Below are 25,194 nucleotides of genomic sequence, written 5' to 3' on the forward strand. Positions count from 1 at the left end.
GTTTAGCTCTTACTTGGGTTGTCGACAATCGTTGAGTTCAACGTTTGAATGGTGATGGTGTAGCCTTGAATCAAATGCTTGAAAACAATATTGCCTGCCGTTTTATGTGCTCCGGGCTCTGCTTGGTAATCAATTTCAATGATTGGCTGTTGGTTTTCATCAAAGACGGTGCGGCTGTTTTCTGTATCGACCAAATACCAACCGATGTCTTGTAAAGGTTGAGCCCATGCTTCAACTGGCCATAGAGTTAGCATTAAATTAAATAGTACTTGCTCGGGTTGCGGCAGGGTTGCGCCAAGACCAGATAGAACTTGAGTATCAATCGTTTGGTTTTGGTATTGCAGCGATAGAATGCGAGTACCCCAAGAGGAGAAACCCGCCAACACGACTTTGTCTGATGTGACTTCGACTTGAACCGGTAGTTGCTGCGTATCATTTTCCCACGTAGCGCTGATCAGCTGGCTCGCCGTAAATGAGTATCCCAGTTCAGCAGGCAGCGGCAAGGCGAGCTCTGTGTCTTTATCGATTGCGACACTTGCGCCTGTAGGCTGTTGAGACACCATCGAACAAGCGCTGAGTAGTAAGCCCAATCCAACGACGAGCGCTATCTTGATTGTTTTGTTCATCTAAAAGCCTCTCGAGAGTTTGATTTTTCCGCTGCTTGTTGGTTGTTGATTGCAAGTGGCGAAAGCAACCACGCGACGAAAATACCAGTTAGGACGGTAACACCGAAACTATGAATGGCATGAGTTTGACTCAACGATAATAAGCCAAACGAGAGTAACGTCGTGAGGCCTGACAAAGTAATCGCCAATAAGGTGCTTAGTGATTTCTTCTGCTCAGCAAAGAACAGGGTATAGTCGATACCAATCCCTAAAATTAGAATCAGTCCAAGCAGGTTAAACAGATTCAGTGTCGAGCCTAAAATGCCCGTGACCGCTAAACCAGCGACTCCGGCAATTAATGAAGGCAACAGCATTAATAGGCTTTGCTTCACACCGTAGCGCCAACCTAACACCATCCCAATAGCGGCCAAAGCTATCAATAATAGCTCGGTGATCTTGACTCTATATTCCGCAAAGAGAGCAGAGATTTCATCGGCTTTATTGAGGTATTTAACACCTTGCTGCTGAGCAAAGCTTGAATCAAGCCATTGAGAGAACAGTTCTGAATTTGTGACGTCTTTGATCAAAATGACTGACGCTGCTTGTCCGTCTATCGGCTTTAACCAAAGTGGTCGAACAGGTTCTGACACTGGTGATTCTAAAAATCCAGATACCGTGATTGCTTCGAACTTAGGTAATTTTGGAAAGCTAGGCCAACCAAGTGTGTTCTGTAAGATATGGCTTTGCTGGTCATAGAGTTGCTCAACCAATTGATAGTTATCATGCTGGTCTTGTTTACTTAACAATTGCTGATTGATGCTGCGATATCCTGAGATACCTTGGCTATCGACCAAAGAATCTAAGCTCGTAGTGATCTCAGCCAGTTTTTTTAGCAGTTTTTGATCGCTGTTGGCAGTCACCAGCAGCATATTTTGACCACTGCCTAATCCTGATATCTCAGTAATGGCTTGCTCTTGCTGTTTGAGTTGCTCTGGCATCGCCTGAAGTTGTCGAATATCGTCATCGTAGCGAATTTGACTGAGTGATATCAAACTAACGACAGTCACTATTAATGGTAAGCCAATTCTAAACTTTTGGTTGTTCCAGAGGCTTAACCAAGTATGCCAAAGCTTCGACAAGGGAAGACGGCGTTCTTGGCTTGGTTTTGCCGCTAAAACGGGGTACCAACACACCACGCTGGCGTAAGCGGCAATAAGTCCAATTGACGAGAACAGAGCAAGTTGCTGCAAGCCAGGGAAAGGTGCCACCAACAGACCTAGGTAGCCAATCAAGCTGGTGATCAGACCCAAGGTTATCGCAACGAGAATGTGCTTCAAGCCTTTTTCACTTTGCCATTTACTCCCAGCTGCTAAGCGGTCAGTCAGGTAGTGAAAGGAGTAATCGATGGATACGCCAATTAAGCTGGCACCGAACACCAAACTAAACAGGTGAACTTTACCGAAGATAGCGACGGTGCTTGCCAGTGCGACCAATAATCCGGTACTGATTGAAAGCAAAGACAAGGCAAGAGGTAGGGCACTACGAAACGTCAGCCACACCAATAAAATCACACCTGCCAATGAGCCTAAACCAATGGTACTGATTTCTGATTTCGCGCTTTCGGTACCGTAATTGGCGTAGAACACCACACCGGTATGCTGCACTTTGACACCAAACTGCTTTTCGATCTCGCGCTCAATTGAACCAAGAGCGGGAAGTTGCTCTTGAATCGACAAGCTATAAGGTGAGCCTGCCAGAGTCGCCGTCACCAAAATATGAGTTTGCTCATTAGATTGAGCGGTGAGGTAGCCCTCTTTCACAACAAAGTTACTTGATTGAACGCTAACAGCACTGATGTAGTCGCGAAATAACAAGAATGGGTCGAGAGATAGCTCTGCTGCGGTGACGCCTGAGAACGGATTGTACAAAGACTGAATGACATATTGAGCTCGCGAATCCGGCGAGTGTGTCAGCGTCTCTTTTTGTTGTTGAGTTAGAAGTTGAGCTCGGTGACGAAAATAGAAATCGCTCCATTGGCTTTGCGTGCTGGCGTTGATCTTGCCTTGAACTTGCTTAAACAGAGTTGGCTGATTTGAGAAAGATCTTTGGTTGAGGGCTTTTTCAAAAGCGTCAGTCGCTGTCATGGCTTGTTCGACGTCGGAGGCACTTATGATAAACACCACTTGCTCGCTCATCGAGCTGGATATTTGCTGAAAGGCTTGCTCTACCATGGGATCTTGCTGGTTTTCTGGCAGCAATTTCATGATGTTGCTTTCAATGGGTACCGACGAAGAAAAAGCGAATTGTTTGATCAACAATCCGCTAAACAGTATTACGACAACAAGCCAAGCAAGGGCTAGGCTAGAATTGGAATTGTTGCGCTTCAGCATCTGATAATACTTCCGGTAGATGGCTTAACTGGCTAAATTCGATCACAGTGCTGTCCCCACGAACTTCTCTAAGTTCGATACGTTCAATGTCACCTTTTCCTTGCAGTGTGATGGCTTCAAACACCGCGTTCATTGGTGCATTCTTTGGCTTTAGAGTGAGTGTCCATCGTGTGTCTTCTGAACTTGAGTTTGCACTTTCATCAGAATTTTTCGCAGTTGCTGGTTCAAATGAAAGTGAGAATTGCTCTTGAAGCTTTTGCGTATCCCCATGAAACACTGACAAGAAGATATGGCTGAAATAAAACGCCATCGGGTTTTCTTTGTCGGTGATGATTTTAGCGGGTTGATCTGCAAACCTTTGGCTCAGTTTGTTATCGGTTAGCACTAAGCTCACAGGGAAGGGGGTCGCTTGTGTCCAAAGTAAACCATTCGACTTGTCTAACAGGAAAGTACCTTGTGATGTTAGAGGTTGGGCGAACATTTCCATGTTGCGTGTTTGAGTAAACTCACCACGAACGATACTATTTTCGCTTAACACGGTTTGTAGTTCTGTAATAGAACCGACAGCATTTGTGTTCTCGCTAGCGCCAGCAAAGTGACTAGCCATCATTGAAGCAAGCCCTAGCAGTGCGATACTGATTTGCTTACGGCCGTGTTTAAACAGACTCATGTTTCACCTGCTGCTGTGTGTTAGATACTTGAGATGGGTCTGATTGTTGGTCGTTTGGTTGCTGCTCAGCTGATTGGGGTAAGCAGCCAAATTGATGCCAGCGTTCGACTTTATCGGTAAACACCTTCGGCGAAGCAAAACACATCTCTTGCTCTTCAATGGTTACTGCAACCTGCATGGTGTGAGCGCGTGTCATACGAGCACCGGTGTTGGCATCGTGAATTTCGTAGTCAACACGCAAGCGGTTTTCCCATTCAGTTAACTTAGCGGATACCGTGATCTGATGATTAAACGGTATTGCTTTGATGTACTTTACGCGCGTGTCGATGATCGGCCACATGTAGCCCGAATCCTTCATCTCATGGTAGTTGTACTCAATCTTATCCATCATGATGCGCCTAACTTCTTCAAAAAATCGGAAGTAGTTGCCATGGTAGATCACGCCCATTGGGTCGGCATCTTGGAATGAGGTTACTAAAGTAACCTCTGATTTTAATGGATGAAGGATTTCAGACATAAATCGCTCTCAACAATATTGCGTAAAGGGTTAGCTACTCTAGGAGTAAAGTGACCAGTGTTGACTTTGAATACGAGCAATGAAGTGGCGTAGATCGCCTTCAAGTGGTCGATCTTCTACGATAAATTCAAACTCTTTAAGCACTTCGTCGCGAATGTGCTTTAGGTTTTCACTCATGTGGTGCTCATCAAGCTCATTGTGGCGTTTACGAAGCTCAAGCGCTTGTGTCCCCGCCAGAAGTGATGCTGCCGCTACTTGTTCAGTCAGTTCAAGAACGCGTAAGCAGTCACGAGCCGCAATAGTGCCCATGCTGACTTTGTCTTGGTTGTGACACTCGGTTGAACGAGAGAACACGCTTGCTGGCATGGTGTGTTTTAATGCTTCTGCTGTCCAAGCTGAAACGCCAATCTGTACCGCTTTGAAACCGTGGTTGATTGGTTTACGTTCGCCTTCAGCACCGGTTAGGTTAAATGGCAAGCCGTTGTTGAACTTGTAATCCATCAACTGCGCCATTTGTCGATCAAGTAGGTCTGCAAGGTTGGCTACCGCTGTTTTTAGTGTATCCATTGCCATTGCGATGTGGCCACCGTAGAAATGTCCACCGTGCAGTACGCGCTCATTGTCGCCATCGATAATTGGGTTATCGTTAGCGCTGTTGAGCTCGTTCTCAATCATTTGGCGTAGCCAAGGCAGAGAGTCTTGAACCACACCAATCACATGTGGAGCACAACGCAGTGAGTAACGATCTTGTAAGCGATCACTGTTGCGTGGCGGGCGATCTGCTTGTAAGTCATCACGTAGCCATGCAGCAACTTGCTGTTGACCCGGATGAGGCTTCACTGCAAACAGCGCCTCATCGAAATGGAAATCGTTGCCTTGCATACCTACAGACACCATTGCGGTGATCTTAGTCGACAGCTGAGCTAGGTATTCTGCACGTTTGTAGGCGATACAAGCTAAAGCCGTCATTACTGACGTGCCATTCATCAATGCTAAGCCTTCTTTTGGCTTAAGCTTGATAGGGTTAATCCCTAGCTCTTTGTAAACGTCACTAGTAGGGCGAACTTCACCTTTGTAGATGACATCGCGCTCACCAATCAGGGCAGCTGCCAGATAAGACAGCGGCGTTAAATCACCACTGGCACCAACCGATCCTTCTTGAGGAATACGCGGTGAGATATCTTGATTGATCAGAGTGACGATCTGGTTGAGCAAATCGTGCGTCACACCAGAGACACCTTGTGACAATGAACAAAGACGTGTCGCTAATACGGCACGAGCTTGCTCATGAGACAGTATTTCGCCTAAACCACAGCCATGAAAGCGCGTTAGATGCAGTGGTAATTCATCAACAAGGTTTGGCGGAATTGCAACGGTACATGAGTCACCGTAGCCCGTTGTCACACCATAGATCACGCCTTCTTCTTTCAATAGGCGTTCTAAAAAAGCGACACCGCGGTCGATCTTTGATGTGAACTCATTACTTGAGTTCATCGAGGCTTTTGCGCCTTGTGAAATAGCGACAACATCCTCAATCGTGAGGCGTTCGGCACCAAAGGTGATGCTATTTGGATTTTTTTTCGTCATGGTGCTTGCTCAATGTCCAAAAGTTAAAAAAGTTGTACCACTGAAGCGGTGCTTTCAGTGTGTAGTGCTGAAGTCGGTCTGCGTATTTCTGCACGACTTGCTGTAAAGATTGTTCGCGAGTCTTCCTTGGTAGCTCTATCTTGTCGCTGAAATGCTCAAAATAGACATTAAAATGCGGTTTGGTTTGTGAGTCATCTCGTAGGCCAAACAGTAAGAATACTGGCGCTTTGAGAACAGAGGCTAACATAAATGGCCCTTGAGGGAAGGGAGCTTCTTTACCCAAGAACTCTGCCCATACTGAGCGACTCTCTTTGCTGGTGGAGGTTCTATCGCCAACGATCACAATCCATTCACCTTGCTCCAATTTTTGTTGCAACAAGATGGCGGTATCAGGGCCCATCGATGTCACCTGAATCAGGTTTAAATCAGATTGTGGGTTTACTGCTTTCATCACCGAATTAAAGCGTTCGGCGTGTTCCGTGAAGACCAGCGCATTGATTTTGATGTGTGAGTGTCGACGTCCCAAAGCTCGGCACAACTCGATATTACCAAGGTGAGAACCCAGGATTAGCACACCTTGCTGGTTTTCCACCATACTTTCGAATTGCTCTTGACCATGAATAGTCAGGTTATCGACTGAGAAATCACCTTTCCATGCGGCTAATTTGTCTAGCATGGTGTGGCCAAACGAAAGCAGGTGGTTATAACTGGTTAATTCAGCGGGTAACTCAATATTCTGTTGCTCTGCGTATGTCTTAAGCTGGAATAGGTATTGCTCAGAAGCGTTTCGCGCGCGTTTGCCTGTCAAATGGTAGTAACGCATCACACCGCGCAAAATTAGGTTGAATACACCTCGGCCTAATAGTGAGTACACAGCTAACAACAGTTTGATACCGAGAACTGTGCCGCGCTCTTGAGTTCTGGACCAATGAGGCTGTTCAGTGCTATTTGGTATTTGCTGCGCCTGATTGCTTTCTGAAAATTGTGTCGAAGTCGTTGGGTGATCTTCAGAATCTGATTTGAAGTGACGAGCAATCAGCTTAGGGGCTCTTGGCAGCATGCCGAAGAACAGTCGAGTATGCATCCAACTGATTTTTACGTTGTCCCACAGCGCATCGAAATGAGAGACACCATTTTCAGGGTAGATGACTCGCGTCTCAATGAAGTCAATGTCGCAACCTTCCCAGTATAAGCGAACCAGAATCTCGATATCGAAGTCCATTCTCGAACCGACATCGTATTTATTCAGTACTGTTTGTGTCTTATCGATTGGATACGCTCTAAAGCCACACATGCTGTCTTTAATTGAGAGAGATAGAGTTTCTATCCACACCCAAATATGTGTCGCGTAGCGCCCGTAGAGCCTTGCCTTCGGTACGCTATCGTCATAGACAGGCTGACCTGAGATCAGGCGCTGGGGCTTAGCTTGTGACGCTTCGATTAATGCGGGTAGGGCGTCTAGGTCATGTTGACCGTCAGCATCAATCTGAATGGCATGACTAAAGCCGAGCTCCTGTGCTCGCTTGATGCCAGCCTTTACGGCACCGCCTTTGCCTTGGTTCTGCTCAAGCGTCACCAAGGTTACGTTTGAATTCTCTACTAAGGGAGCCAGAAACTGTTTCGTGGTGAGTTCACTGCCATCGTCAACGATGATGATCGGCAACTCAAAATGATGGAGTGACGACACCACTGCAGGCATGGTTTCGCCGTGGTTAAAGCACGGAATTAGGAAGCAAGCTTTGTAGTCGCTTTCTTTTGTTACGTGTTGAGAAGCAGTCTCAGCAGGAGCGCTATTCACTTTTCTCTCCCAGCTTCATTTTTCCTGAAGAGTGGGTCTGTTCACCGCTGTTTGAGGTGTAGCTGAAGCTCAGCTTGTCTTTGTCAGCATCCCATTTGAGTGATAGCTGGATTGTGGCGTCAGGAAGGATAGGCTCTTGGAATTTGATGACCTCCATACCTTTAAAGTAACCAGGGACATTTAACTCTTGGACAGCATAGTGAAGTGCCCAGTCAATTTGTGTCACACCGGGAAGAATAGGGAAGCTCTTAAAGTGCCCCTTAAAATCGGTGATGTCTCCGGTAACATGGAGTGTCAGGGTCGATTCTTTCTCTACAGTGTCAACAGCAATGACGTTTGGTTTTCTCTTATCCATAGCGTGTGCTTAGAATCCTTGGGCTAAAATGGGTCTTCTGACAAAAATATAAAAGATAATCTCAGTATAAAATGCGACCAGTGATTTTTATGATTTGACGAGCTGCTCTATGTGAGAGGTTAGTCGCTTGCCTTGGCTGTTGAGGGGGATCTCATCAACAACACGATACTTTCTTGGAATAGCGATTGGCTCTAACCATTTTCTGAGTTCTGAACGTAACATTAACCAGAATTTACCTTTACTCATGGTTGCGAGAGTCGCTTGGCCTTCCTCTGATAATACCAAAACTGACGCCAAGATTAAGCGTTCAGGCTCTTCAAAGGGAATGACCACACACTCGCTTATCCAAGGTAGTTGCTCCAGTCGCTTTTCAACTTCAACCAGTGATACTCGTTTTTCTTCTATCTTGATCACTCGGTCGGTTCGGCCTTTCAATATAAATTGATTATCTGAGACCATTTCGCACTCGTCTGCGGTTTGATACCAGTTGTTTTTGTCGATGTACGGCGACAATAACTTAATGCAATTCTCACTATTGAGACTGGCCTTAATACAGTCAAAAAGCTGCCAAGGTGTTTGAACGCTCTGTTGCTGACGAAACGCGATGCCGCCGGTTTCTGTGCTGCCAAACACTTCGATAGGTAAATGCCCAAGCAGACCTCGTGATTGATGAGCCGACTCGGTAGGTAAAGGGCCACCAGAAGAGAATACCCCCGCTAGATGCGTAGACTTTGTCTCGTGTTTTAATCGTTTGAGTAGCGCAGGGCTGCTGATCAGCACGCTCTGCTTGTTAGCGTGAGACAGGATCTGTTCCGGGTATTCGAGATTGTTTCGAGAAAATGGAACGCTAGAACAAAGCGGCCATAAGATTCGAAACAACAGACCATAGATATGTTGGTGTGAGACGGTGCTGTGGACTTGGTTGTCTTTAAGCAAGGCGCCCCAGTTTTTATCTAGCTGAGCGATTTCAATATCTAGGTGTTCTAAGGTCTTATGGATTGCTTTTGGTGCACCGCTTGAGCCTGAAGTAAACAAGGTCAATTGGATTGCTGCTAACTCAATGGCGGGAAGATTATCGGTTAGAGGTTCTCGTATTTCGGTGTCTAATAAGGTTTGGATATTGCGAACTTCATTTATTTCCACTGCACCAATCGCATCATCGACCAACAGACAGTCAAAATGCTCACTCAGCTCGGCAAGCGCACACGGTTGATAGTTACCTGGCAAGATGATGTGTTTGTTGCTGGCTGCGCACGCTAAAAAGGCCACTGAAAATAGGTAGCTGTCTTGGGTGCAAATCGCAACTCGTTGAAAAGGGGATGAAGATAAAAGCTGTACGAGTTGAGATAAGTCGTCGTTAAATGTTTGCCACGAAATCTCGCTATTGTCGTCAAAGCAGACAATACAATCAGGCGATCTGTTCTGACTGAGAAGTTCAGACAAGGAAGTGTAAGAGACGGTTTGGGTCATAACAATTTAACTCTGACGAATGCGCTGTCTTACTACCCACTCTCCTGCAAAGAGCAACCCTGCAAATACATAGCTGAGTAAGCCATTGTATAGGGTCCATATTTCAAGAGGTTGGAAGCAGGTGTAAAGGGCGATAGAGCCATTGATAACAAAGAACAGACACCAAACTTTGGTGACTATTCGTGTGTAATCAACGCCACTTTGTGGAAGTTCTGGCTCTTGGAGGCGAGCAAGCCGCTCGATAATCGTTTGCGGTTGCCATAGGCTCGAGGCGAACACAACCAGCATACAAACATTAACGATGACGGGGTAATAAGTTAGCCAGCCGTGCTGTTTGAAGGTTAACCCTAATGCCAGCAGAACAATTCCGGCACTTCCGCTGATCCAAGCTAGGTGTTTTAGCTCTTTGATTTTAGCCTGACCACCGGTGAAAATGCGGACAGCAAAAATAGCGGCTAAGACGATACCAACGGTTTGTAGGCCAAACTTGTTGAGTCCAAAGTAAACCGCTATTGGATAAGTGAAAAGTATGATTGCCGACAGTAAAGTCAGCAGAGGACGCATTATGCGTCCTTCAATAGTTCAACGACAGACTCGACAACGTCATTAACGGTGCGTACTGCTTTGAACTCTTCAGGCTTGATCTTCTTACCTGTAACGTTCTGTAAGTGAACGACCAAATCAACGGCATCAATGCTGTCGAGGTCGAGGTCGAGATAAAGGTGTGCTTCTGGAGTGATATCTTCAGCATCAAGCTCAAACAGCTCGATAAGCGCATCTTTAACCTGGTTGAATACTTCTTGTTGGTTAGCTTGTGTCATAAAGATCTGTCTAGTTGTTCGTTTTAGATGAAATGTAGTTAGCTAGGTTTTCAACCGATGCAAAATGCTGGCGAGTGTTTGAATCGTCGGCATCGATAACAATGTTGTACTTTTTCTTGATAGCAAGGCCGAGCTCAAGGGCATCGATAGAATCTAATCCAAGTCCATCACCAAACAGTGGTGCTTCCGTTTCAATTTCATCAATGCTCATATCTTCAAGATTCAGTGCGTCGATAATCAGTTGTTTTAGTTCGTTGTGTAATGTTTCCACTTAGGCCTACTTAGTACTTTATCTAAATGCTACTTCAAGGGGGGCGATTCTACATTATGTGATGTATTTTCGAAACGCTGATATCACCAGTTGTTTTATTGATGAGCTAAATATTTTCTTCGGAAGGAAAAATAGTCTGTGCAAGGTGTTGATTGAGGCGCCTTGCTGCCGAAGTTAAGTTATTTGAATTCTCAATAAAAGGTGCGACGTCTATTTTACCTTTCACTGCGATATGAAAAAAGGGTTTAGTGGCAGGAACTTGATACCATTTTTTCTCTTTTGTTAAGAATGTCGGAGAAACTGTAATATGAATCACGCGTAAGTCGGTTTGTGTTCGAGTGGCAATTTGTGCCGCACCACGTTGTAAGGATGGTTCAATTCCTGGCGTTGTGCGAGTGCCTTCAGGGAAAACTAACAATACATTTCCACGCGAAAAGCGTTCTTCACAGCGTTCTAAAAGATCGTCAGGGGTTTGGTTGGGTATGTATCCCGCTGCTTTGACAATCCTCTTCATAAACGGGTTTTCCCATATTGCCGCTTTAACAAGACAATCACATTGAGGAAGTTGAGAGGCGATCAGTACATAGTCAATCAAGCTAGGGTGATTGGCGACAATGATGCAGTTGCGATCTTCGCGGAGCAGTTCGGCGCCATCAATTCGGTAATCAATCGCGCCTGTAAACTTCATTATTTGGCAGAATGCATTGAATGAGAAACGGATTAATCGCTGTGCTTTGAGCTCTCTTTCTATGACGTTGCGAGTCGTTAGGGCGATCGAAGGTAAGATTAAGAAGCTTAAGACTAAGCCTCCCAAACCAAAGATGGTAAAGCAGAGCCCCGTCGCGAATACTCGCCAACATTGGCCTACTTTGCTCATTTCTGTGCACCTGTTTGCGCGTTATTGACCCAGGACCAGTTTTGGTGCTTACCAGCAATAGTCCAATGCTGTGTTCCCAATAGGATATGTTGTAGCGTTTGTAGGCCTTGCGGTAAATCAGCTGCTGAGTTGTCTCTAACTTTGGGGGTGCTAGCGATTGGTTTACTTGTTACTGCTCTCGAAACCGAGTAGTCACTGCCTGCTGTGAGTACTAAACCTAGAGCGTAGTCAGCATAGTGCTGATTTTCATATTCTCGATATACATCAGGCAGAGGTTGGTCGAAGTCAATGACGAGTACACGATGTGACGGATACTGATGTAGGTAAAGATAAGCTTCAATCAGGGCGTTGTGAAAGGTATCTTGCCCAGCAGCGATAGAGGTCAGTGGAATCGGCGCTTTTGCAGCAATCGTTGTTAGACCTGCAGCGGTGTTGTGTACCGATTGGGAAAACGCCATTGGAGAGGCGTCGTCACCTTCTAATATTGATTGAATTAAAGTGGCTGTTCGGTGGAGCTCACCATGTCGACTGGCAAAAACCAGATAATCAATCGAGGTATCTTTTAATAGGGTTAATGCGGTTTGGACGGCCAGTTTGCTTTGCAGGCTCATTCGGCGGCGCATCATAGGAGGGATGGCTTTAAATTCAGTTGAGCCATTTTGTGGCCAATCTAAATGAGTGCTCCACGTTTGCCACTCGGCAACGGAATAGAGGCCTGGCGAATTTGCTGACCATTTTTCAATATTAAACGACATTAATTGGGATTGATTTGACATAGAGTATTGATTTACTTTGGGTCTAACTAATACTATGCATGCTTATAAATAAACACGGGTAAGGAGTTTAAATGAAATTACTAAAAATAGCCGTTTCAATGTTATTTATACTCGTTCTTGCAGGCTGTGGACGTGTCCAACCTGTAATGAATATTGAGGATACTCCAGTTGCTTTGAATCTTCAAAGTAAACAGGTGAAATCAGCGATTTATGAGTCTGCTGAGAACCGAGGTTGGTTGGTTTCAGAAATTAAGCCAGGCCTAATCCGTGCTGAACTGTATGTCCGTTCACATCATGCTGTGGTTGATATTCCATATAATGATAAGTTTTACTCTATTCTTTACGTCGAATCCGAGAATTTGAAGTACGACGATGGTGAAATTCACCGTAATTACAACCGTTGGGTTAATAACTTGAACGTTGATATTAAACGCAAGCTTGCACAAATGGCTGCTATGTAGCTCTCTATTATTTTAAAGTTAGGTTTTTCGTGTCGGAATATAAATTAGATCCATTTAACGCATTAGAAGCAAAAACAGAAGCGCAAAAATTGTCTTTTGCTCCTATTGTTTTTCATACAGCTCGTACACTTCGTGATTTAGGTATTTTGAAAGCGTTAGATGATGCGGGCAATGATGGTTTACCCGCTGAAACTATTTCTCAAGCAACGGGTGTATCCGAATACGGTGTCAAAGTTCTGCTTGATATGGCGTTGAGTGCTCACATCGTTACTTGGGATAAGCCTCATTATAAAATGGCTAACCTAGGTTTTTATCTATTGCATGATGGCATGACCAACGCAAATATGGATTTCACGGCTGATGTTTGTTATGCCGCGATGATGCATTTAACCGAAGCAATAGAAGAAGGTACACCTGCAGGCCTGAAAGAGCTGGGTGATTGGGAAACGATTTATCAAGGTTTGTCTCAATTACCAGAAAAAGCAAAAGAGAGCTGGTTTAAGTTTGATCATTTCTACTCAGATCGTTCGTTCCCTGTGTTGCTTGAGAAAGTTTTCAGTAAGAAGCCTAAATCGCTGGTGGATATTGGCGGTAATACAGGTAAGTGGGCAATGCAATGTTGTAACTACGACTCTGATGTCGAGGTGACGATTGTCGATTTGCCGCAGCAATTAGAAATGGCAATGGCAAACGCAACACAGCACGGTCATCAAGATCGAGTGACTCCATTCCCCGCTAACATGCTTGATAAACAGCAAGCGCTGCCGACAGGTACGGATGTGTGGTGGATGAGTCAGTTCCTTGATTGTTTCTCGCCAATGGAAATTCTTAGCATATTAAAGCGTGTTCGCTCTCATATGTCAGAAGACGCGACTGTTTATATCCTTGAACTGTTTTGGGATGCACAGAAATACGATGCGGCTTCTTATAGCTTAAATGCGACGTCTCTCTACTTCACTTGCTTGGCCAACGGCAACAGCCGCTTTTACCGCAGTGAAGATTTCCTAGAGATAGTGGAAGAGGCTGGCTTTGATGTGGTGACTCGTACCGACGATATCGGTCTTGGGCATACGCTTCTGGAGCTGAAAGCTAGCGCGAAATAATCATGGTAAACATGGCTTAAATTAATGAAAAAACTGTCAACTCAAGTAGTGATCATCGGAGCTGGCCCATCAGGGTCTATTGCGGCGTCTTTGCTTCATAAAAAAGGCATCGATGTTCGAGTGATTGAAAAAAGCCTTTTCCCCCGTTTTTCTGTTGGTGAAAGCCTGTTACCAGCGTGCATGGAAGTGATCGAACAAGCGGGCATGAGCGAAGCTGTGGCTAATGCTAACTTCCAATTTAAAGATGGCGCGGCTTTTCGTAAAAATGGTGTTTATACGGCGTTTAATTTTGAAGATAAGTTCTCTTCTGGGCCGGGAACGACGTTTCAGGTTCAACGAGGTACTTTTGATAAGGTAATGGCAGACTGTGCTGAAGCGCAGGGTGTTACCATTGATTACCAACATGAACTGATAGGCATTAACTTCGCTGAAGACCGTACTATATTAGATGTACAAATACAGGGTGGAGAGCGTTATCAGCTAGAGGCTCAATACGTCCTTGATGGTAGTGGTTTTGGTCGAGTGTTACCCAAAATGCTCGATTTAGAAGAGCCATCACGACTTCCTCCGCGCAAAGCTATCTTCACACATATTAATGATCATATCTCAGCAACGGATAGTGATCTTGAATACGATCGCAGTAAAATTTTGGTCTCGGTACATCCAACCAATCCTGATGTTTGGTATTGGTTGATTCCCTTCAGTAACGGAGTCTCTTCATTCGGTGTGGTAGGGGAACCTAAATTCTTTGAATCATACCCAGAAGACAAGATTTCGGCGATTAAGCAGCTGGCAACAGAAGAGTCGGGCTTGGCCGAGATTTTGGCAAATGCGGAGTATCCAAATCCCGCAGGCGAAATTGGTGGCTATTCTGTCAACGTTAAACATCTTGCAACCGATAAGTATGCATTACTGGGTAATGCAGGGGAATTTCTTGACCCTGTATTTTCATCGGGAGTGACTATTGCGATGAAGTCGGCTCAGTTTGTGGTTGAGTGTGTGGAAAAACAACTCAATGGCGAGAAAGTCGACTGGGATCGTGAATACGCTGAACCATTGATGATTGGGGTAAATACTTTTAGAACGTATGTTGAAGGGTGGTACTCGGGGGCTCTTCAGGATGTGATTTTCTATCAAGAACCAAACCCGAAGATAAAGCAAATGGTATGTTCGATTTTGGCGGGCTACGCATGGGATCAAAGCAACCCCTATGTAAACGAGTCAAAACGTCGATTGAAGACGCTGGCAGAGATATGCCGAAGCTAGATGGTCTATTTAGTATGTAATAGCATGCTAAATGGTCACTATGGTTAGCCATAAATCAAAACAGCCGCAATGCGCGGCTGTTTTTGTATCTGATAATCAGCCTCTCAGCTCGAGTACCAACTCCAGTACGTCAGAATCCAAAGTTTCTAACGAAGTTATCGAGGTTGATACTACTTCAGATCAATGCTGTTCAATCGTCCCATAAAGATAAGCAGCTCAATCACATCTTTGTGAGCTTCAAGCAGTGCTCGTTTGGTTTGGCTGTAGGCTGCGAGTCGACCGTGTTTCCGTATAGAACATACTTTCGTTCTGTATTTGTAATCACCATTCTCAGAGAAAACACGCCATTTAGCTATGTAGCACTCGTCGCGATGTTCAGGGTCACTCTGCGTTGGATTGGGCTTAAATACAATTTTAGGCTCTAAACTATGAGGCAGACGTGTCATGAGATAGGGTTCTTTGAGGACCTTTGGCCAAAACTTGCCCCAAAGCTGTCTACCTAGCTCATCTCTTAATTTGATGGTTTTCTTGAGTGCTTTGTCTTCCCCCATACGAACAAAGCCAACTGAACGATGTAATACCGTATCGTCGGGTGTATGAATGTGGATCTTAAAAGCGGTCTTACCTTTCGAGATAAAGCGGTAACCGGTAGCACCAATTAGATTATTCTGGCTCATAGTTTGCTAAATGATGATTATGTTATTAGTAAGGTTACGACAAATACCGCGAAACCGAAACTAATCCTCATGAAAAAAATAAAGCCTTAACAAAAGTGCTAAGGCTTTATTAGGAAATATGAGTTGATGGTGCTGCTAACTACATGATTTTCTGCATTACATCACCAATTTGAATGCTTCCCGCAAGGCTTGGTTGATCAATGGTGAGTTCAGCTTCGTTTTCATAAACGCGAGAAACCGTCAGGGTGATATCGCTTTGAGAGACCTTATTGCGCGGCAAGCCTCTTTGGTCGATAAATGAACCTGTGTGCCAAAGCTGAAGTTTGTCACCTTGTTGTACACCGTGTATTCGGCCTAAATCAATGGTCACCATATTCCCAAACACCGCGGCAACTTCAGGAAGCGTGATCTTACAAGATACTTCTGATTCTAAGTCCAACATAATATTTCGACTGACACGAAGCATCATACTGCCGTAAGTTGATGCCCAGAAACGAGCACTGCGGGTGTCGATTTCACTGGTCTTAGCAAATGGCCATTTTGCAACTTCACGATAGCTTCGGTTGTAAACCTGATGACCTGTTTTACCATCGAATACCTGCATTTCTAACGCAAATTGGCGATTGATAATGTCGTCTTTCAAAAGCTTCGATTCGATGGTTGCGGTTAAGTCGGTGATGTCACCACCTATGATGTACTGTGCCCCGGTATCTTGTGCGATCATTTTGATCACTTCCGGTCGACGCTTGTCTATGTCGTAATTTGTTGTACCAACAGAGACAAAACTGCGAGATTCTTGCGCCAGTTGTCGGTTAACAACATGGCCAAAATCATCACCAATGTTATAGATTCGACCCATCACAGCTTGTTGTGGAGAGGTCACATCAATATTACCGACCAAAAACGTCTTCTTATATTGGCTGTCATGGCAAGCACTTGCCGAAGGGTAGATGTCTACCCTTGCGGTGATCATGATATTGCCACCGCGTTTCTTCTCTTTTTCTACCAGGATGTAGCGTACTTCATGATTGGTAAATTGAAATTCTTTCTTTTTTGCATCTAAGTAGGGGGTGAGGTTTGCAATACTGCCGATGTCAGCGCCTGAGAACTGTATGGCTTTGTAGACGGCATCCTCTAAGGCGTGAACCCTTGCCGCATCCTCTGACGATACTATGGCCGCAGTACCGGTAACTTCATACCAAGAGGCATGAGTGCTGAAGCTGATGGTTGTCAGTAAACTTATTGAAAATAAGTAATAAATTATTTTTTTCATCTATTCGTTACCAGTTGGGTATAAATATTGCTTAACAAATATTTATAAGCTTAAAGCTGACTCAAGTGCGTTTTTCATAATCTGAACCATTAATGAAAAGCAAAGATTGTTCCAACATTGTAATCCATTGAAAAGAGTCATGGCGAGAACATATTGGAACAGCAAGCACTAAATATATCTGGAGATAAGAGAATGAAAAAATGGCTCGTAGTAATGAGTGTCATGTTAATGACATCATGCGCTTATTCGCCAATCTATAACGGTAAATCTGAGTATTCAGGCAGTCCGTTTATGTTGATGGACAGCCCGCGTCATACCATGGATTTTTTCGTGGAAAGCATGACCGAAGATTTGATCTTGTCGAATACGAGTATTTCAGCCAGAACACCCATTGCCATTACCTCGTTTGTCGATCTGCAACACATGGACACAACCAGTTGGTTAGGAAACTCGGTATCAGAAGGTTTCATTCATCAGTTTCAGCGTCGAGGTTTTAAAGTGGTTGATTTTAAAACCACCGGCTCTATCCAAGTGACCCACCAGGGGGATTTTGCTATTAGCCGCGATTGGAAAGACTTAGCCCAAGAGCAAGACGTCCAGTATGTTTTGACTGGAACTATGCTTCGTCAAGAAGGCGGTGTTCTAGTGAATGCTCGTGTGGTCGGAATGCAAACTCGCATCGTTGTTGCCTCCGCACAAGGCTTTTTACCTGCAGACCGTATTGGTCGTGACTTAGATACCCTGAACAGTATTCGAACTCAAGATGGGGTTATTATTCGTTCTGATCCAACGATCAGTCAGCCTCATACTGTTATTCTTCGCCCTTAGGAGTTCGTGATGAAGAAATTAATATTTGTTGTTGCCGCTTTATTGCTTGTCGGCTGTCAACCATTACAAAGCATGAGACCTAATGACTTTTTGGTTGCGGTTGGCTACTCGAGTGTCAGCGAGCAGAAAGGTCGTAATGACGAAGAGAAACGTATCCGAGCAATGAGAGCTTCTAAAATTGATGCGTATCGTGAACTTGCCGAACAAGTGTATGGTATGCGCGTGAGTGGTCGGGCTGAGCTTGAGGATCAGCGTCTTGGTGCTGAAAGAACTTCAGGTGCAGTTGATGGTGTTATCCGTGGGGCTGAAGTGGTGCGCAGTTACCCTGTTGGCGACAGCTATGTGACTGAACTACGGTTAGATATCCGAAAAATGGAACAACTGCGTAATTATGGCGAAGTTCAACCAGTGCCTGAGAAGAGACAACAAACGTTGTTCTAGTTTAAGGATCGTCTAGTTATAGGTTTCTCCTGTTATATTGGCTGCTATTCGCTTTCCAGATGGCGTAACGGCAACCAGTAACGGCTATGAATAAGAAAGCGGCAAGTATTAAAGTACTTGCCGCTTTTTTGTTTATCGGCTTGGGGAGTACATTCACAGGTTTAGTGGGAGATTTGACTAGTGTAACGAGAAGGGTAGGCTGAGATACAGATACAGATACAGATACAGATACAGATACAGATACAGATATGAGAGGGCGGTGGTTTACCTAACTAAGCTTTAACGTTGGTTCCTAGCGTAGAAATTGTATGCGTTTGGCCTCCGGCATTGTAGGTCATGCCAATTTTGCCGTGACTTTGCTGCATCATATTGCTGAGTTTTTTGAAGCTAAGGTGTGCTCGATTCAAGGCTTCGCCATTTACTAGGTTCGCTTGATGGCAGTCGTGCACTATGGACTTGATGGTTGCGACTAACTGAGCAAGTTCAGGGTTCTCGGTCAGTTCAGATATATTAGTATGGGCAGCGATTCGTTGATCGGTTGATCTTAGTTGTTCAACAAGAACCACTTTCTCTTTGGCTATTCGCTCAATATCGCTCGATTGTCGGCTTGTAATAGCGATTTTCTCTGAACTCAATAATTCAGATAAGGCTTTGGCATTTTGAAGTTGGAAATTAACTAAATCTGCTAGTGCCGCCATAATGTAACCTACTAATAACCTCGTGTACTTTAAGATAATAACTTTATTTAAAAGCTAATGTTTGCTTAAAGACCTTTTAATTCGTTTTCAAATTTCATCATGTTGTCGGCCAACTTTTCTGGATCAACAGTGTATGAGCCATTTGCGATCGCTTCTTTTATTGCCGCGACTTTCACTGAATCGAAACTTGGTTGTGCTGCCATCTCTTGATGGAGTTGACCAATCGCCTTGCCTTGTTGGCTTAGTGAAACCGCATCTTTGCTTGCGGGTGATTTAGATGACACATCAGCTCTTGATGCCTCAGACTTAGAATCAGAGCGCACTGCTGAGCGGTTAGTGCTCGCTAGGGTTTGCCCTGAACGAATATTATCAATACCTGCCATAGTTAAGCCTTTTTCTTCAAAATGGGAACCTGTACAGTCAATATCGACCATGGGTGAGAATACTTTAGCAATTTTTAGCTCAATAGTCGAAAACGAACCAAACACCTCAACCGTTATAATTGGATGTTAGAGTTGAGAATAAAAGCGCTAACGATACCGACACTTTAAAGTGAAGTGTTAAAAGTAAACCGTGACTTCAGACATGCTGGTAACAATACCTTCGATTATACGCTGTGATTTGTCATTTTTCACCCTAACTTGATCACCCATTGAGCCATCGGTAAGTGCAGTACCTTTGGTGGTAATGGTCATGCCACCTTTTACTGCCTGTATGATAACCTTCTCATTTCGACATACGACACAAATATCGCCTCTTTCGACAACATCACCGGGTCTTAGGTTCTTTTTTACCTTAGCACCGATGACTTGTTGTGGAGTGGTAAAGCCTTGGCGACGAAATTTGTTGAGAGAGATCATCGCAGTTGTGACGTCGTATTGACCGACAATTTCGCCTCTCGCCAGTGAACGAGTCGTTGTGACAAGTGGTACTGACATTGAAAGGCGCACTGGCACGTAAACACGCCATTCATCAGGAACACAACGAACTAAAACAGTAATGCTGCTGCGAGTGTTGGTTGTTGTAGAGGCACTTGTCTCAAGGGGGATAGGACAATTTGTTGCTTTGATTCTAGAGTCTACATTAGCGGAATTAACAAAAAGTTCACCGCCTCGCGGTTGCTCCACCGAGTCAAGGATGTGTTGCTCAGCCGCTGATTGGATCATGTCAATTTGTTCCGGCGTTGCCGCGTGTGTAAAAAAACTAAACAATATTGTTAGAATGCCGATAAACTTAGCGACAGTTTTAAAAATAGTTCTACACATAGCTATGGAAAAAAGATATATGTTTGCTTTATGATATGTCATTTTATTTCTCTAGTGGTTCGTAGCCTGCAGTAGACTAACACTTTCTATCCAAAAAGTTTGATATGGAGATGAGCTCATGACGGGTATTCTTGATTCAGTGAATCAGCGTACGCAACTCGTCGGTCAAAACCGATTAGAATTACTAACCTTTCGCCTAATGGGGCGTCAGCGTTACGGTATTAATGTATTTAAAGTGAAAGAGGTTTTACAATGCCCTCGTCTGACTTTAATGCCAAATTTACATCATCTCGTAAAAGGTGTGGCTCATATTCGTGGTCAGACAGTTTCTGTCATTGATTTGAGCCTAGCGGTAGGCGGACGTCCTACATCTGATATCGATAAGTGCTTTGTGGTGATTGCTGAATTTAACCGTACTATCCAAGCATTCCTCGTAAGCTCTGTAGATAGAATTGTTAATATGCACTGGGAAGCTATTCTTCCACCACCAGATGGTTCAGGTAAAGATAATTACCTAACAGCGGTAACCAACATCGATAATGAATTGGTTGAAATTCTGGATGTTGAAAAGATTCTTGCTGAGATCTCACCTGTTGATGAAACCATGGATAGCAGAATCGCAGAGGAAATTGCAGAAGTTGAACAAGAGAAAGAATTGGTTCGCCGAATCTTGATTGCTGATGACTCGACGGTTGCTCGTAAGCAGGTTCAACGTGCTATAGAATCTATTGGTTTTGAGGTCATTGCTGTCAAAGATGGTAAAGAAGCCTATGAGACTCTGATGAAAATGGCATCGGAAGGCAGTATTTACGATCAAATTTCATTGGTGATTTCAGATATTGAAATGCCTGAAATGGATGGATACACGCTGACTGCTGAGATTCGTCGTCACGCAGAACTAAAAGATTTATACGTAATTTTGCACTCATCATTGAGTGGTGTATTTAACCAAGCCATGGTTGAGCGTGTAGGGGCTAACTCCTTCATCGCGAAATTCAATCCTGATGAGCTTGGTGGCGCGGTTAAAGCTGCGTTAACTAACTAAAAGAGACATTAATGACTGCTATAACAATAAGTGATCAAGAGTATCGCGATTTCAGCCGTTTCTTAGAATCTCAATGTGGCATTGTATTAGGTGACAGTAAGCAGTATTTAGTGCGCAGTCGTTTAAGCCCATTAGTAACGAAGTTTAATGTTGCTTCATTGTCTGATTTGCTAAGAGATGTAGTGACAGGTCGAAACCGTGAGTTGAGAGTGGCGGCAGTGGATGCTATGACGACTAACGAGACACTTTGGTTCCGAGATACTTATCCGTTTGCTGTACTAGCGGATAAACTTCTACCGGAAATAGCGGCAAATAAACGTCCTATCAAGATTTGGTCTGCGGCAAGCTCTTCAGGTCAAGAACCATACTCAATGGCTATGACGATACTTGAGACCCAAGCACGTAAGCCGGGTATGTTGCCAAATGTATCGATTACCGCTACTGATATTTCAGCAAGTATGTTAGATATGTGCCGCACTGGCGCTTATGACAACCTTGCCTTGGGCCGAGGACTTTCTCCTGAGCGCCGTCGCACTTTCTTTGAAGATGCTGGCGATGGTCGTATGAAAGTGAAAGACAACGTTAAGCGAATGGTAAACTTCCGTCCTCAGAACTTGATGGAGAGCTATGCACTGTTAGGCAAATTCGACATTATCTTTTGTCGTAACGTGTTGATTTATTTCTCTCCGGATATGAAGTCAAAAGTACTTAACCAGATGGCAAATAGCCTGAATCCTGGTGGTTACCTGTTATTGGGTGCGTCTGAATCGTTAACCGGCTTAACAGATCGTTTTGAAATGGTTCGCTGTAATCCAGGCATCATCTACAAATTAAAGTAATTAGTGTCACCACTTTAAGGTGCAATATTACTGTCCAAATTTAAAACCCAGCCAAGTGCTGGGTTTTCTTTTTCTCATTTAATCTATATCTTTAAGTCAGAGTGACATTCCAATTTACTCTATTTGTTGGCTTGTATATTGCAAGTTTACCCACGAGTAACCTGTAAAAGTAATGGTCGGCCACTTTATTTTTAAAGTTGGTATATATATTGCTTGGGTTATTTCATAACAGTCAGTTCTTGAGTTGAGGTTTACATGGCTATTTCTTTTGACAATGCTTTAGGCATTCACCAGCACACAGTTGGTGTACGTGAGCGTAACGCTGAGGTGCTTTCCACCAATATCGCGCAAGCTAACACGCCTGGGTATAAAGCAAAGGGATTAGACTTTAATAAATCACTGCAGGCGGCAAGTTCTGGGGCAAGCATTGGTCTTAGCCGAACAGACGGTCGGCATATTTCTGCCTCAACAACGGTGAATGGGGAAACGAAGTATCGAATTCCTACGCAACCTGATACTGGAGATGGCAATACGGTTGATTTGGATTTGGAACGAAATCTTTTCATGCAAAACCAAATTAGGCATCAAGCCTCTCTCGACTTCTTAGGAAGTAAGTTCAAGAATTTAACTAAAGCGATAAAAGGGGAATAACTAGATGAGCTTATTTAATGTATTCAATGTGACTGGTTCTGCGATGAGTGCTGAATCTGTTCGTCTAAATACTACCTCAAGTAACCTTGCTAACGCAGACAGTGTAAGTAGCTCTGCTAAAGACACTTACAAGGCTCGTCACGCAGTGTTTGGCGCTGAGTTAAATCAGGCACGTAATAGTGGTCACACTGTGCCAGTAAAAGTATTAGGTATCGTAGAAAGCGATAAACCGCTGAATGCGGAGTACAACCCAGATCACCCGTTAGCGAACAACGAAGGCTACATCTATAAGCCTAACGTTAACGTTATGGAAGAAATGGCAAACATGATTTCAGCATCACGTGCGTATCAAACAAACGTACAGGTTGCTGACTCGAGTAAACAAATGCTGCTGCGTACGCTGCAGATGGGTCAATAAGGATAAGGAGGTAGCAAATGGCTGGAATCAACAATGTTGGTCAAAGCGGCTTGTCCTATGTTGACCAGCTGAAGAGTCTTCAAGATGGTGCTAAGAAGCCCGATGAAACGACAGGTAAGCAAGATCTTAAACAAGATGACTTCTTATCGTTGTTGACTAAGCAACTTGCACAACAAGACCCTTTTAAGCCGGTTAGCAATGACCAGATGATTGCGCAAATGGCTTCATTTGCGACCGTAGATGGCATTGGCAAAATGAATACACAGTTTGAAAGCTTGAATTCATCAATGACCTCTAACCAAGCACTGCAGGCATCTTCTTTGGTTGGCCGCGATGTATTGGTTCCTGGAGCGGCAGGTGTGAAACAAGGTGATGGCGGTATGGCGTCAATGGTTAAGCTTCCTCAGGCAATGGACAATGTAATGGTCCGTGTTGAGAATGAAGTTGGCCAATTGGTTCGCACTTTTGATATCGGCTCAAAACCATCTGGTGACACGCGTGTTGAGTGGGACGGAAAAGACGAAGACGGTAATCCATTGCCGGCCGGTAAATACAACGTGAAAGCGTCGGGTTTATTGGAAGGTGAGAACACAGAGTTCCAAGTGTCGAGTTATGCGAACGTGAACAGTGTGCTTCTTGGTAAAGGCGATGGCAACGTACTACTCAATCTGGCTGGTTTTACATCGCCAGTACGACTTGCTGAAGTACTAGAAGTTGGTAAAGCGTAGCTCTTTTTAGAGTGATTATGCTAGCTAGATTAGGAGAATATTGGAATGTCATATGTATCTTTAAGCGGTCTATCCGCTGCACAGTTAGACCTGAATACAACCAGTAACAACATTGCGAACGCAAACACATTTGGCTTTAAAGAGTCTCGTGCGGAGTTCGGGGATGTTTACTCAAGCTCGTTGTTCACTAACGCAAAAACGACGCCAGGAGGTGGTGCGCAAGCTAGCCAAGTGGCACAACAGTTCCATGAAGGTTCAAGTATCTATACGAATAACCCAATGGACTTGCGTGTAAGTGGTACAGGTTTCTTTGCAGTATCGAAAGACCGTATGGTGCCAGAGATCAATGAACTAACGCGTAATGGTGCATTTCACCTAAACAAAGACAACTACATGGTTACGGCCAATGATGAGTTTCTTTTAGGTTATGATGTCGATCCAAACTCGGGTGAAGTTCTTTCTTATGCACCAAAGCCTCTCGACATTCCAGCTGAGTTTGGTAAGCCTAAACAGACAGAAAACATTGAAGTAGGGGTTAACCTTCCTGCGAACGGTGATCTTAAAGACCCGGCAACATTTGACTTCAAAGATCCAGATACCTATAACCGTGCAACGTCTTCGACGGTCTACGATTCTATGGGACAGTCTTACAAGTTAACGACTTACTACCTAAAAGATCAGACTCAACCGAATACTTGGCAAACGTACTACACCATGTCAGATGAAACGGGCGAGAAGCCGGTAAATATTACTGGTGGCGACGCGACGAATTCAGCAGGTCATGTTGGTCACACCATGAAATTCAACAATGACGGTACCTTAGCAAGCCTTAACAGTGGTCAGCCAATTCTATCTGATCCTATCGGCGCTGGTGAGAACGCAATTGATTTGAACGGTGCAGATCCGACACAGGTACTTAACTTTGGTCTGGATTCTTCAACTCAGTTTGCCGCTCCATTCGAACTGTCTAGGTTTGATGAAGATGGCGCGACAACTGGTTTCTTAACGAAAATCGATTTCGATGAGTACGGCAGTGTTCTAGGCAGTTACTCAAACGGTGAAAATGTGATACTAGGCCGCGTAGGTTTAGTTCGTGTACCTAATGAGCATGGTCTAGATAAGAAAGGCGGCACTCAATGGGATTCTACTAACGCTTCAGGTGATAAAATCTGGGGTGAATCAAATAAAGGTTCATTTGGTAGTATCAACAATGGCTCACTAGAGCAGTCGAATATCGATATGACTCAAGAATTGGTTGATTTGATTTCTGCTCAACGTAACTTCCAAGCGAACTCTCGTTCTCTAGAAGTACACAACCAACTACAACAGAATATTCTTCAGATTCGTTAATCGTTTCGAGCGTT

29 protein-coding genes are annotated in these 25,194 nt (G+C 44.3%); 11 read left to right on the forward strand and 18 right to left on the reverse strand.

Annotated elements, in window-relative coordinates:
• Positions 1 to 2: 2 nt before the first annotated feature.
• From MED222_RS02410 to MED222_RS02350, 13 genes are all read right to left on the reverse strand, one after another.
• Entirely contained in the window at positions 3 to 626 is a 624-nt protein-coding gene (locus MED222_RS02410; RefSeq protein WP_009848600.1) for a DUF3261 domain-containing protein, read from the reverse strand.
• A complete protein-coding gene (locus MED222_RS02405) occupies positions 623 to 2,995 on the reverse strand; it encodes an MMPL family transporter (protein ID WP_009848599.1) in 2,373 nt (790 codons plus the stop codon). The genes MED222_RS02410 and MED222_RS02405 overlap by 4 nt, the downstream gene beginning before the upstream one ends.
• Positions 2,967 to 3,665, reverse strand: a complete 699-nt coding sequence (locus tag MED222_RS02400) for a LolA family protein (protein ID WP_009848598.1) — start codon at positions 3,663 to 3,665, stop codon at positions 2,967 to 2,969. The genes MED222_RS02405 and MED222_RS02400 overlap by 29 nt, the downstream gene beginning before the upstream one ends.
• Complete coding sequence (locus MED222_RS02395; protein WP_009848597.1) at positions 3,652 to 4,182, reverse strand: acyl-CoA thioesterase; 531 nt, start codon at positions 4,180 to 4,182, stop codon at positions 3,652 to 3,654. The genes MED222_RS02400 and MED222_RS02395 overlap by 14 nt, the downstream gene beginning before the upstream one ends.
• 39 nt (positions 4,183 to 4,221) lie before the next feature.
• Complete coding sequence (locus tag MED222_RS02390; protein WP_009848596.1) at positions 4,222 to 5,769, reverse strand: HAL/PAL/TAL family ammonia-lyase; 1,548 nt, start codon at positions 5,767 to 5,769, stop codon at positions 4,222 to 4,224.
• A complete protein-coding gene (locus tag MED222_RS02385; protein ID WP_009848595.1) occupies positions 5,747 to 7,567 on the reverse strand; it encodes a glycosyltransferase family 2 protein in 1,821 nt (606 codons plus the stop codon). The genes MED222_RS02390 and MED222_RS02385 overlap by 23 nt, the downstream gene beginning before the upstream one ends.
• Positions 7,560 to 7,922 carry an ApeI family dehydratase gene (locus tag MED222_RS02380; protein ID WP_009848594.1) on the reverse strand — a complete coding sequence of 121 codons (363 nt, stop codon included), beginning with the start codon at positions 7,920 to 7,922 and terminating at the stop codon, positions 7,560 to 7,562. Before MED222_RS02380 ends, MED222_RS02385 begins: the two co-directional genes overlap by 8 nt.
• An 87-nt stretch (positions 7,923 to 8,009) precedes the next feature.
• Positions 8,010 to 9,392 (reverse strand): AMP-binding protein, encoded by a 1,383-nt coding sequence (locus MED222_RS02375; RefSeq protein WP_009848593.1) that lies wholly within the window; start codon positions 9,390 to 9,392, stop codon positions 8,010 to 8,012.
• A 6-nt stretch (positions 9,393 to 9,398) separates the two neighbouring features.
• Positions 9,399 to 9,956: a septation protein IspZ gene (locus MED222_RS02370; RefSeq protein WP_009848592.1), complete on the reverse strand. Its 558-nt coding sequence runs from the start codon at positions 9,954 to 9,956 to the stop codon at positions 9,399 to 9,401.
• Positions 9,956 to 10,213, reverse strand: a complete 258-nt coding sequence (locus MED222_RS02365) for an acyl carrier protein (RefSeq protein WP_009848591.1) — start codon at positions 10,211 to 10,213, stop codon at positions 9,956 to 9,958. Before MED222_RS02365 ends, MED222_RS02370 begins: the two co-directional genes overlap by 1 nt.
• A gap of 10 nt (positions 10,214 to 10,223) precedes the next feature.
• A complete protein-coding gene (locus tag MED222_RS02360) occupies positions 10,224 to 10,484 on the reverse strand; it encodes a phosphopantetheine-binding protein (RefSeq protein WP_009848590.1) in 261 nt (86 codons plus the stop codon).
• Positions 10,485 to 10,590: 106 nt separating this feature from the next.
• On the reverse strand, positions 10,591 to 11,361 hold the full coding sequence (locus MED222_RS02355) for a lysophospholipid acyltransferase family protein (RefSeq protein WP_009848589.1): 771 nt from the start codon (positions 11,359 to 11,361) through the stop codon (positions 10,591 to 10,593).
• Positions 11,358 to 12,137, reverse strand: coding sequence for a beta-ketoacyl synthase chain length factor (locus MED222_RS02350; protein WP_170962735.1), 780 nt, complete (start codon positions 12,135 to 12,137; stop codon positions 11,358 to 11,360). The genes MED222_RS02355 and MED222_RS02350 overlap by 4 nt, the downstream gene beginning before the upstream one ends.
• Positions 12,138 to 12,208: 71 nt before the next feature.
• Here MED222_RS02350 and MED222_RS02345 point away from each other — a divergent pair, with 71 nt between their 5' ends.
• Genes MED222_RS02345 through MED222_RS02335 form a run of 3 tightly spaced genes read left to right on the forward strand, consistent with a single transcriptional unit; the run spans position 12,209 to position 14,967 of the window.
• A complete protein-coding gene (locus MED222_RS02345; protein WP_009848587.1) occupies positions 12,209 to 12,598 on the forward strand; it encodes a hypothetical protein in 390 nt (129 codons plus the stop codon).
• A 29-nt stretch (positions 12,599 to 12,627) separates the two neighbouring features.
• Positions 12,628 to 13,701 (forward strand): methyltransferase, encoded by a 1,074-nt coding sequence (locus tag MED222_RS02340; RefSeq protein ID WP_009848586.1) that lies wholly within the window; start codon positions 12,628 to 12,630, stop codon positions 13,699 to 13,701.
• A gap of 24 nt (positions 13,702 to 13,725) precedes the next feature.
• Positions 13,726 to 14,967 (forward strand): NAD(P)/FAD-dependent oxidoreductase, encoded by a 1,242-nt coding sequence (locus MED222_RS02335; RefSeq protein ID WP_009848585.1) that lies wholly within the window; start codon positions 13,726 to 13,728, stop codon positions 14,965 to 14,967.
• A 170-nt stretch (positions 14,968 to 15,137) separates the two neighbouring features.
• Here MED222_RS02335 and MED222_RS02330 read toward each other — a convergent pair whose 3' ends face one another.
• Positions 15,138 to 15,644, reverse strand: a complete 507-nt coding sequence (locus MED222_RS02330; RefSeq protein WP_009848584.1) for a hypothetical protein — start codon at positions 15,642 to 15,644, stop codon at positions 15,138 to 15,140.
• A 139-nt stretch (positions 15,645 to 15,783) separates the two neighbouring features.
• Entirely contained in the window at positions 15,784 to 16,917 is a 1,134-nt protein-coding gene (locus MED222_RS02325) for a flagellar assembly protein FlgT (RefSeq protein WP_009848583.1), read from the reverse strand.
• A 192-nt stretch (positions 16,918 to 17,109) separates the two neighbouring features.
• Between MED222_RS02325 and MED222_RS02320 the strand changes: the two genes are divergently transcribed.
• Both MED222_RS02320 and flgP read left to right on the forward strand, forming a co-directional pair.
• Positions 17,110 to 17,745, forward strand: coding sequence for a FlgO family outer membrane protein (locus MED222_RS02320; protein ID WP_012603422.1), 636 nt, complete (start codon positions 17,110 to 17,112; stop codon positions 17,743 to 17,745).
• A gap of 9 nt (positions 17,746 to 17,754) precedes the next feature.
• Positions 17,755 to 18,186: a flagellar assembly lipoprotein FlgP gene (flgP, locus tag MED222_RS02315; protein WP_009848581.1), complete on the forward strand. Its 432-nt coding sequence runs from the start codon at positions 17,755 to 17,757 to the stop codon at positions 18,184 to 18,186.
• Positions 18,187 to 18,458: 272 nt separating this feature from the next.
• Here flgP and MED222_RS02310 read toward each other — a convergent pair whose 3' ends face one another.
• The 3 genes from MED222_RS02310 to flgA form a co-directional block, all read right to left on the reverse strand.
• Positions 18,459 to 18,884 (reverse strand): flagella synthesis protein FlgN, encoded by a 426-nt coding sequence (locus MED222_RS02310; protein WP_009848580.1) that lies wholly within the window; start codon positions 18,882 to 18,884, stop codon positions 18,459 to 18,461.
• A gap of 65 nt (positions 18,885 to 18,949) precedes the next feature.
• Positions 18,950 to 19,267 carry a flagellar biosynthesis anti-sigma factor FlgM gene (gene flgM, locus MED222_RS02305; protein ID WP_029225445.1) on the reverse strand — a complete coding sequence of 106 codons (318 nt, stop codon included), beginning with the start codon at positions 19,265 to 19,267 and terminating at the stop codon, positions 18,950 to 18,952.
• Positions 19,268 to 19,444: 177 nt separating this feature from the next.
• Positions 19,445 to 20,191: a flagellar basal body P-ring formation chaperone FlgA gene (gene flgA, locus MED222_RS02300; RefSeq protein WP_012603426.1), complete on the reverse strand. Its 747-nt coding sequence runs from the start codon at positions 20,189 to 20,191 to the stop codon at positions 19,445 to 19,447.
• Between the two features lie 76 nt (positions 20,192 to 20,267).
• Here flgA and MED222_RS02295 point away from each other — a divergent pair, with 76 nt between their 5' ends.
• From MED222_RS02295 to flgE, 6 genes are all read left to right on the forward strand, one after another.
• Positions 20,268 to 21,194: a chemotaxis protein CheV gene (locus MED222_RS02295; RefSeq protein WP_009848577.1), complete on the forward strand. Its 927-nt coding sequence runs from the start codon at positions 20,268 to 20,270 to the stop codon at positions 21,192 to 21,194.
• A gap of 11 nt (positions 21,195 to 21,205) precedes the next feature.
• The gene (locus MED222_RS02290; RefSeq protein WP_009848576.1) at positions 21,206 to 22,033 is read left to right on the forward strand and encodes a protein-glutamate O-methyltransferase; all 828 of its coding nucleotides are present in this window, start codon (positions 21,206 to 21,208) and stop codon (positions 22,031 to 22,033) included.
• A gap of 255 nt (positions 22,034 to 22,288) precedes the next feature.
• Positions 22,289 to 22,684, forward strand: coding sequence for a flagellar basal body rod protein FlgB (flgB, locus tag MED222_RS02285; RefSeq protein ID WP_009848575.1), 396 nt, complete (start codon positions 22,289 to 22,291; stop codon positions 22,682 to 22,684).
• Between the two features lie 4 nt (positions 22,685 to 22,688).
• Entirely contained in the window at positions 22,689 to 23,102 is a 414-nt protein-coding gene (flgC, locus tag MED222_RS02280; protein ID WP_009848574.1) for a flagellar basal body rod protein FlgC, read from the forward strand.
• 17 nt (positions 23,103 to 23,119) lie between these two features.
• The gene (flgD, locus tag MED222_RS02275; protein ID WP_009848573.1) at positions 23,120 to 23,830 is read left to right on the forward strand and encodes a flagellar hook assembly protein FlgD; all 711 of its coding nucleotides are present in this window, start codon (positions 23,120 to 23,122) and stop codon (positions 23,828 to 23,830) included.
• Positions 23,831 to 23,875: 45 nt separating this feature from the next.
• Positions 23,876 to 25,180 (forward strand): flagellar hook protein FlgE, encoded by a 1,305-nt coding sequence (gene flgE, locus MED222_RS02270; RefSeq protein ID WP_009848572.1) that lies wholly within the window; start codon positions 23,876 to 23,878, stop codon positions 25,178 to 25,180.
• The last annotated feature ends 14 nt before the right edge of the window (positions 25,181 to 25,194 follow it).

The organism is Vibrio sp. MED222 (assembly GCF_000153005.1).
Lineage (GTDB): Bacteria > Pseudomonadota > Gammaproteobacteria > Enterobacterales > Vibrionaceae > Vibrio > Vibrio tasmaniensis_A.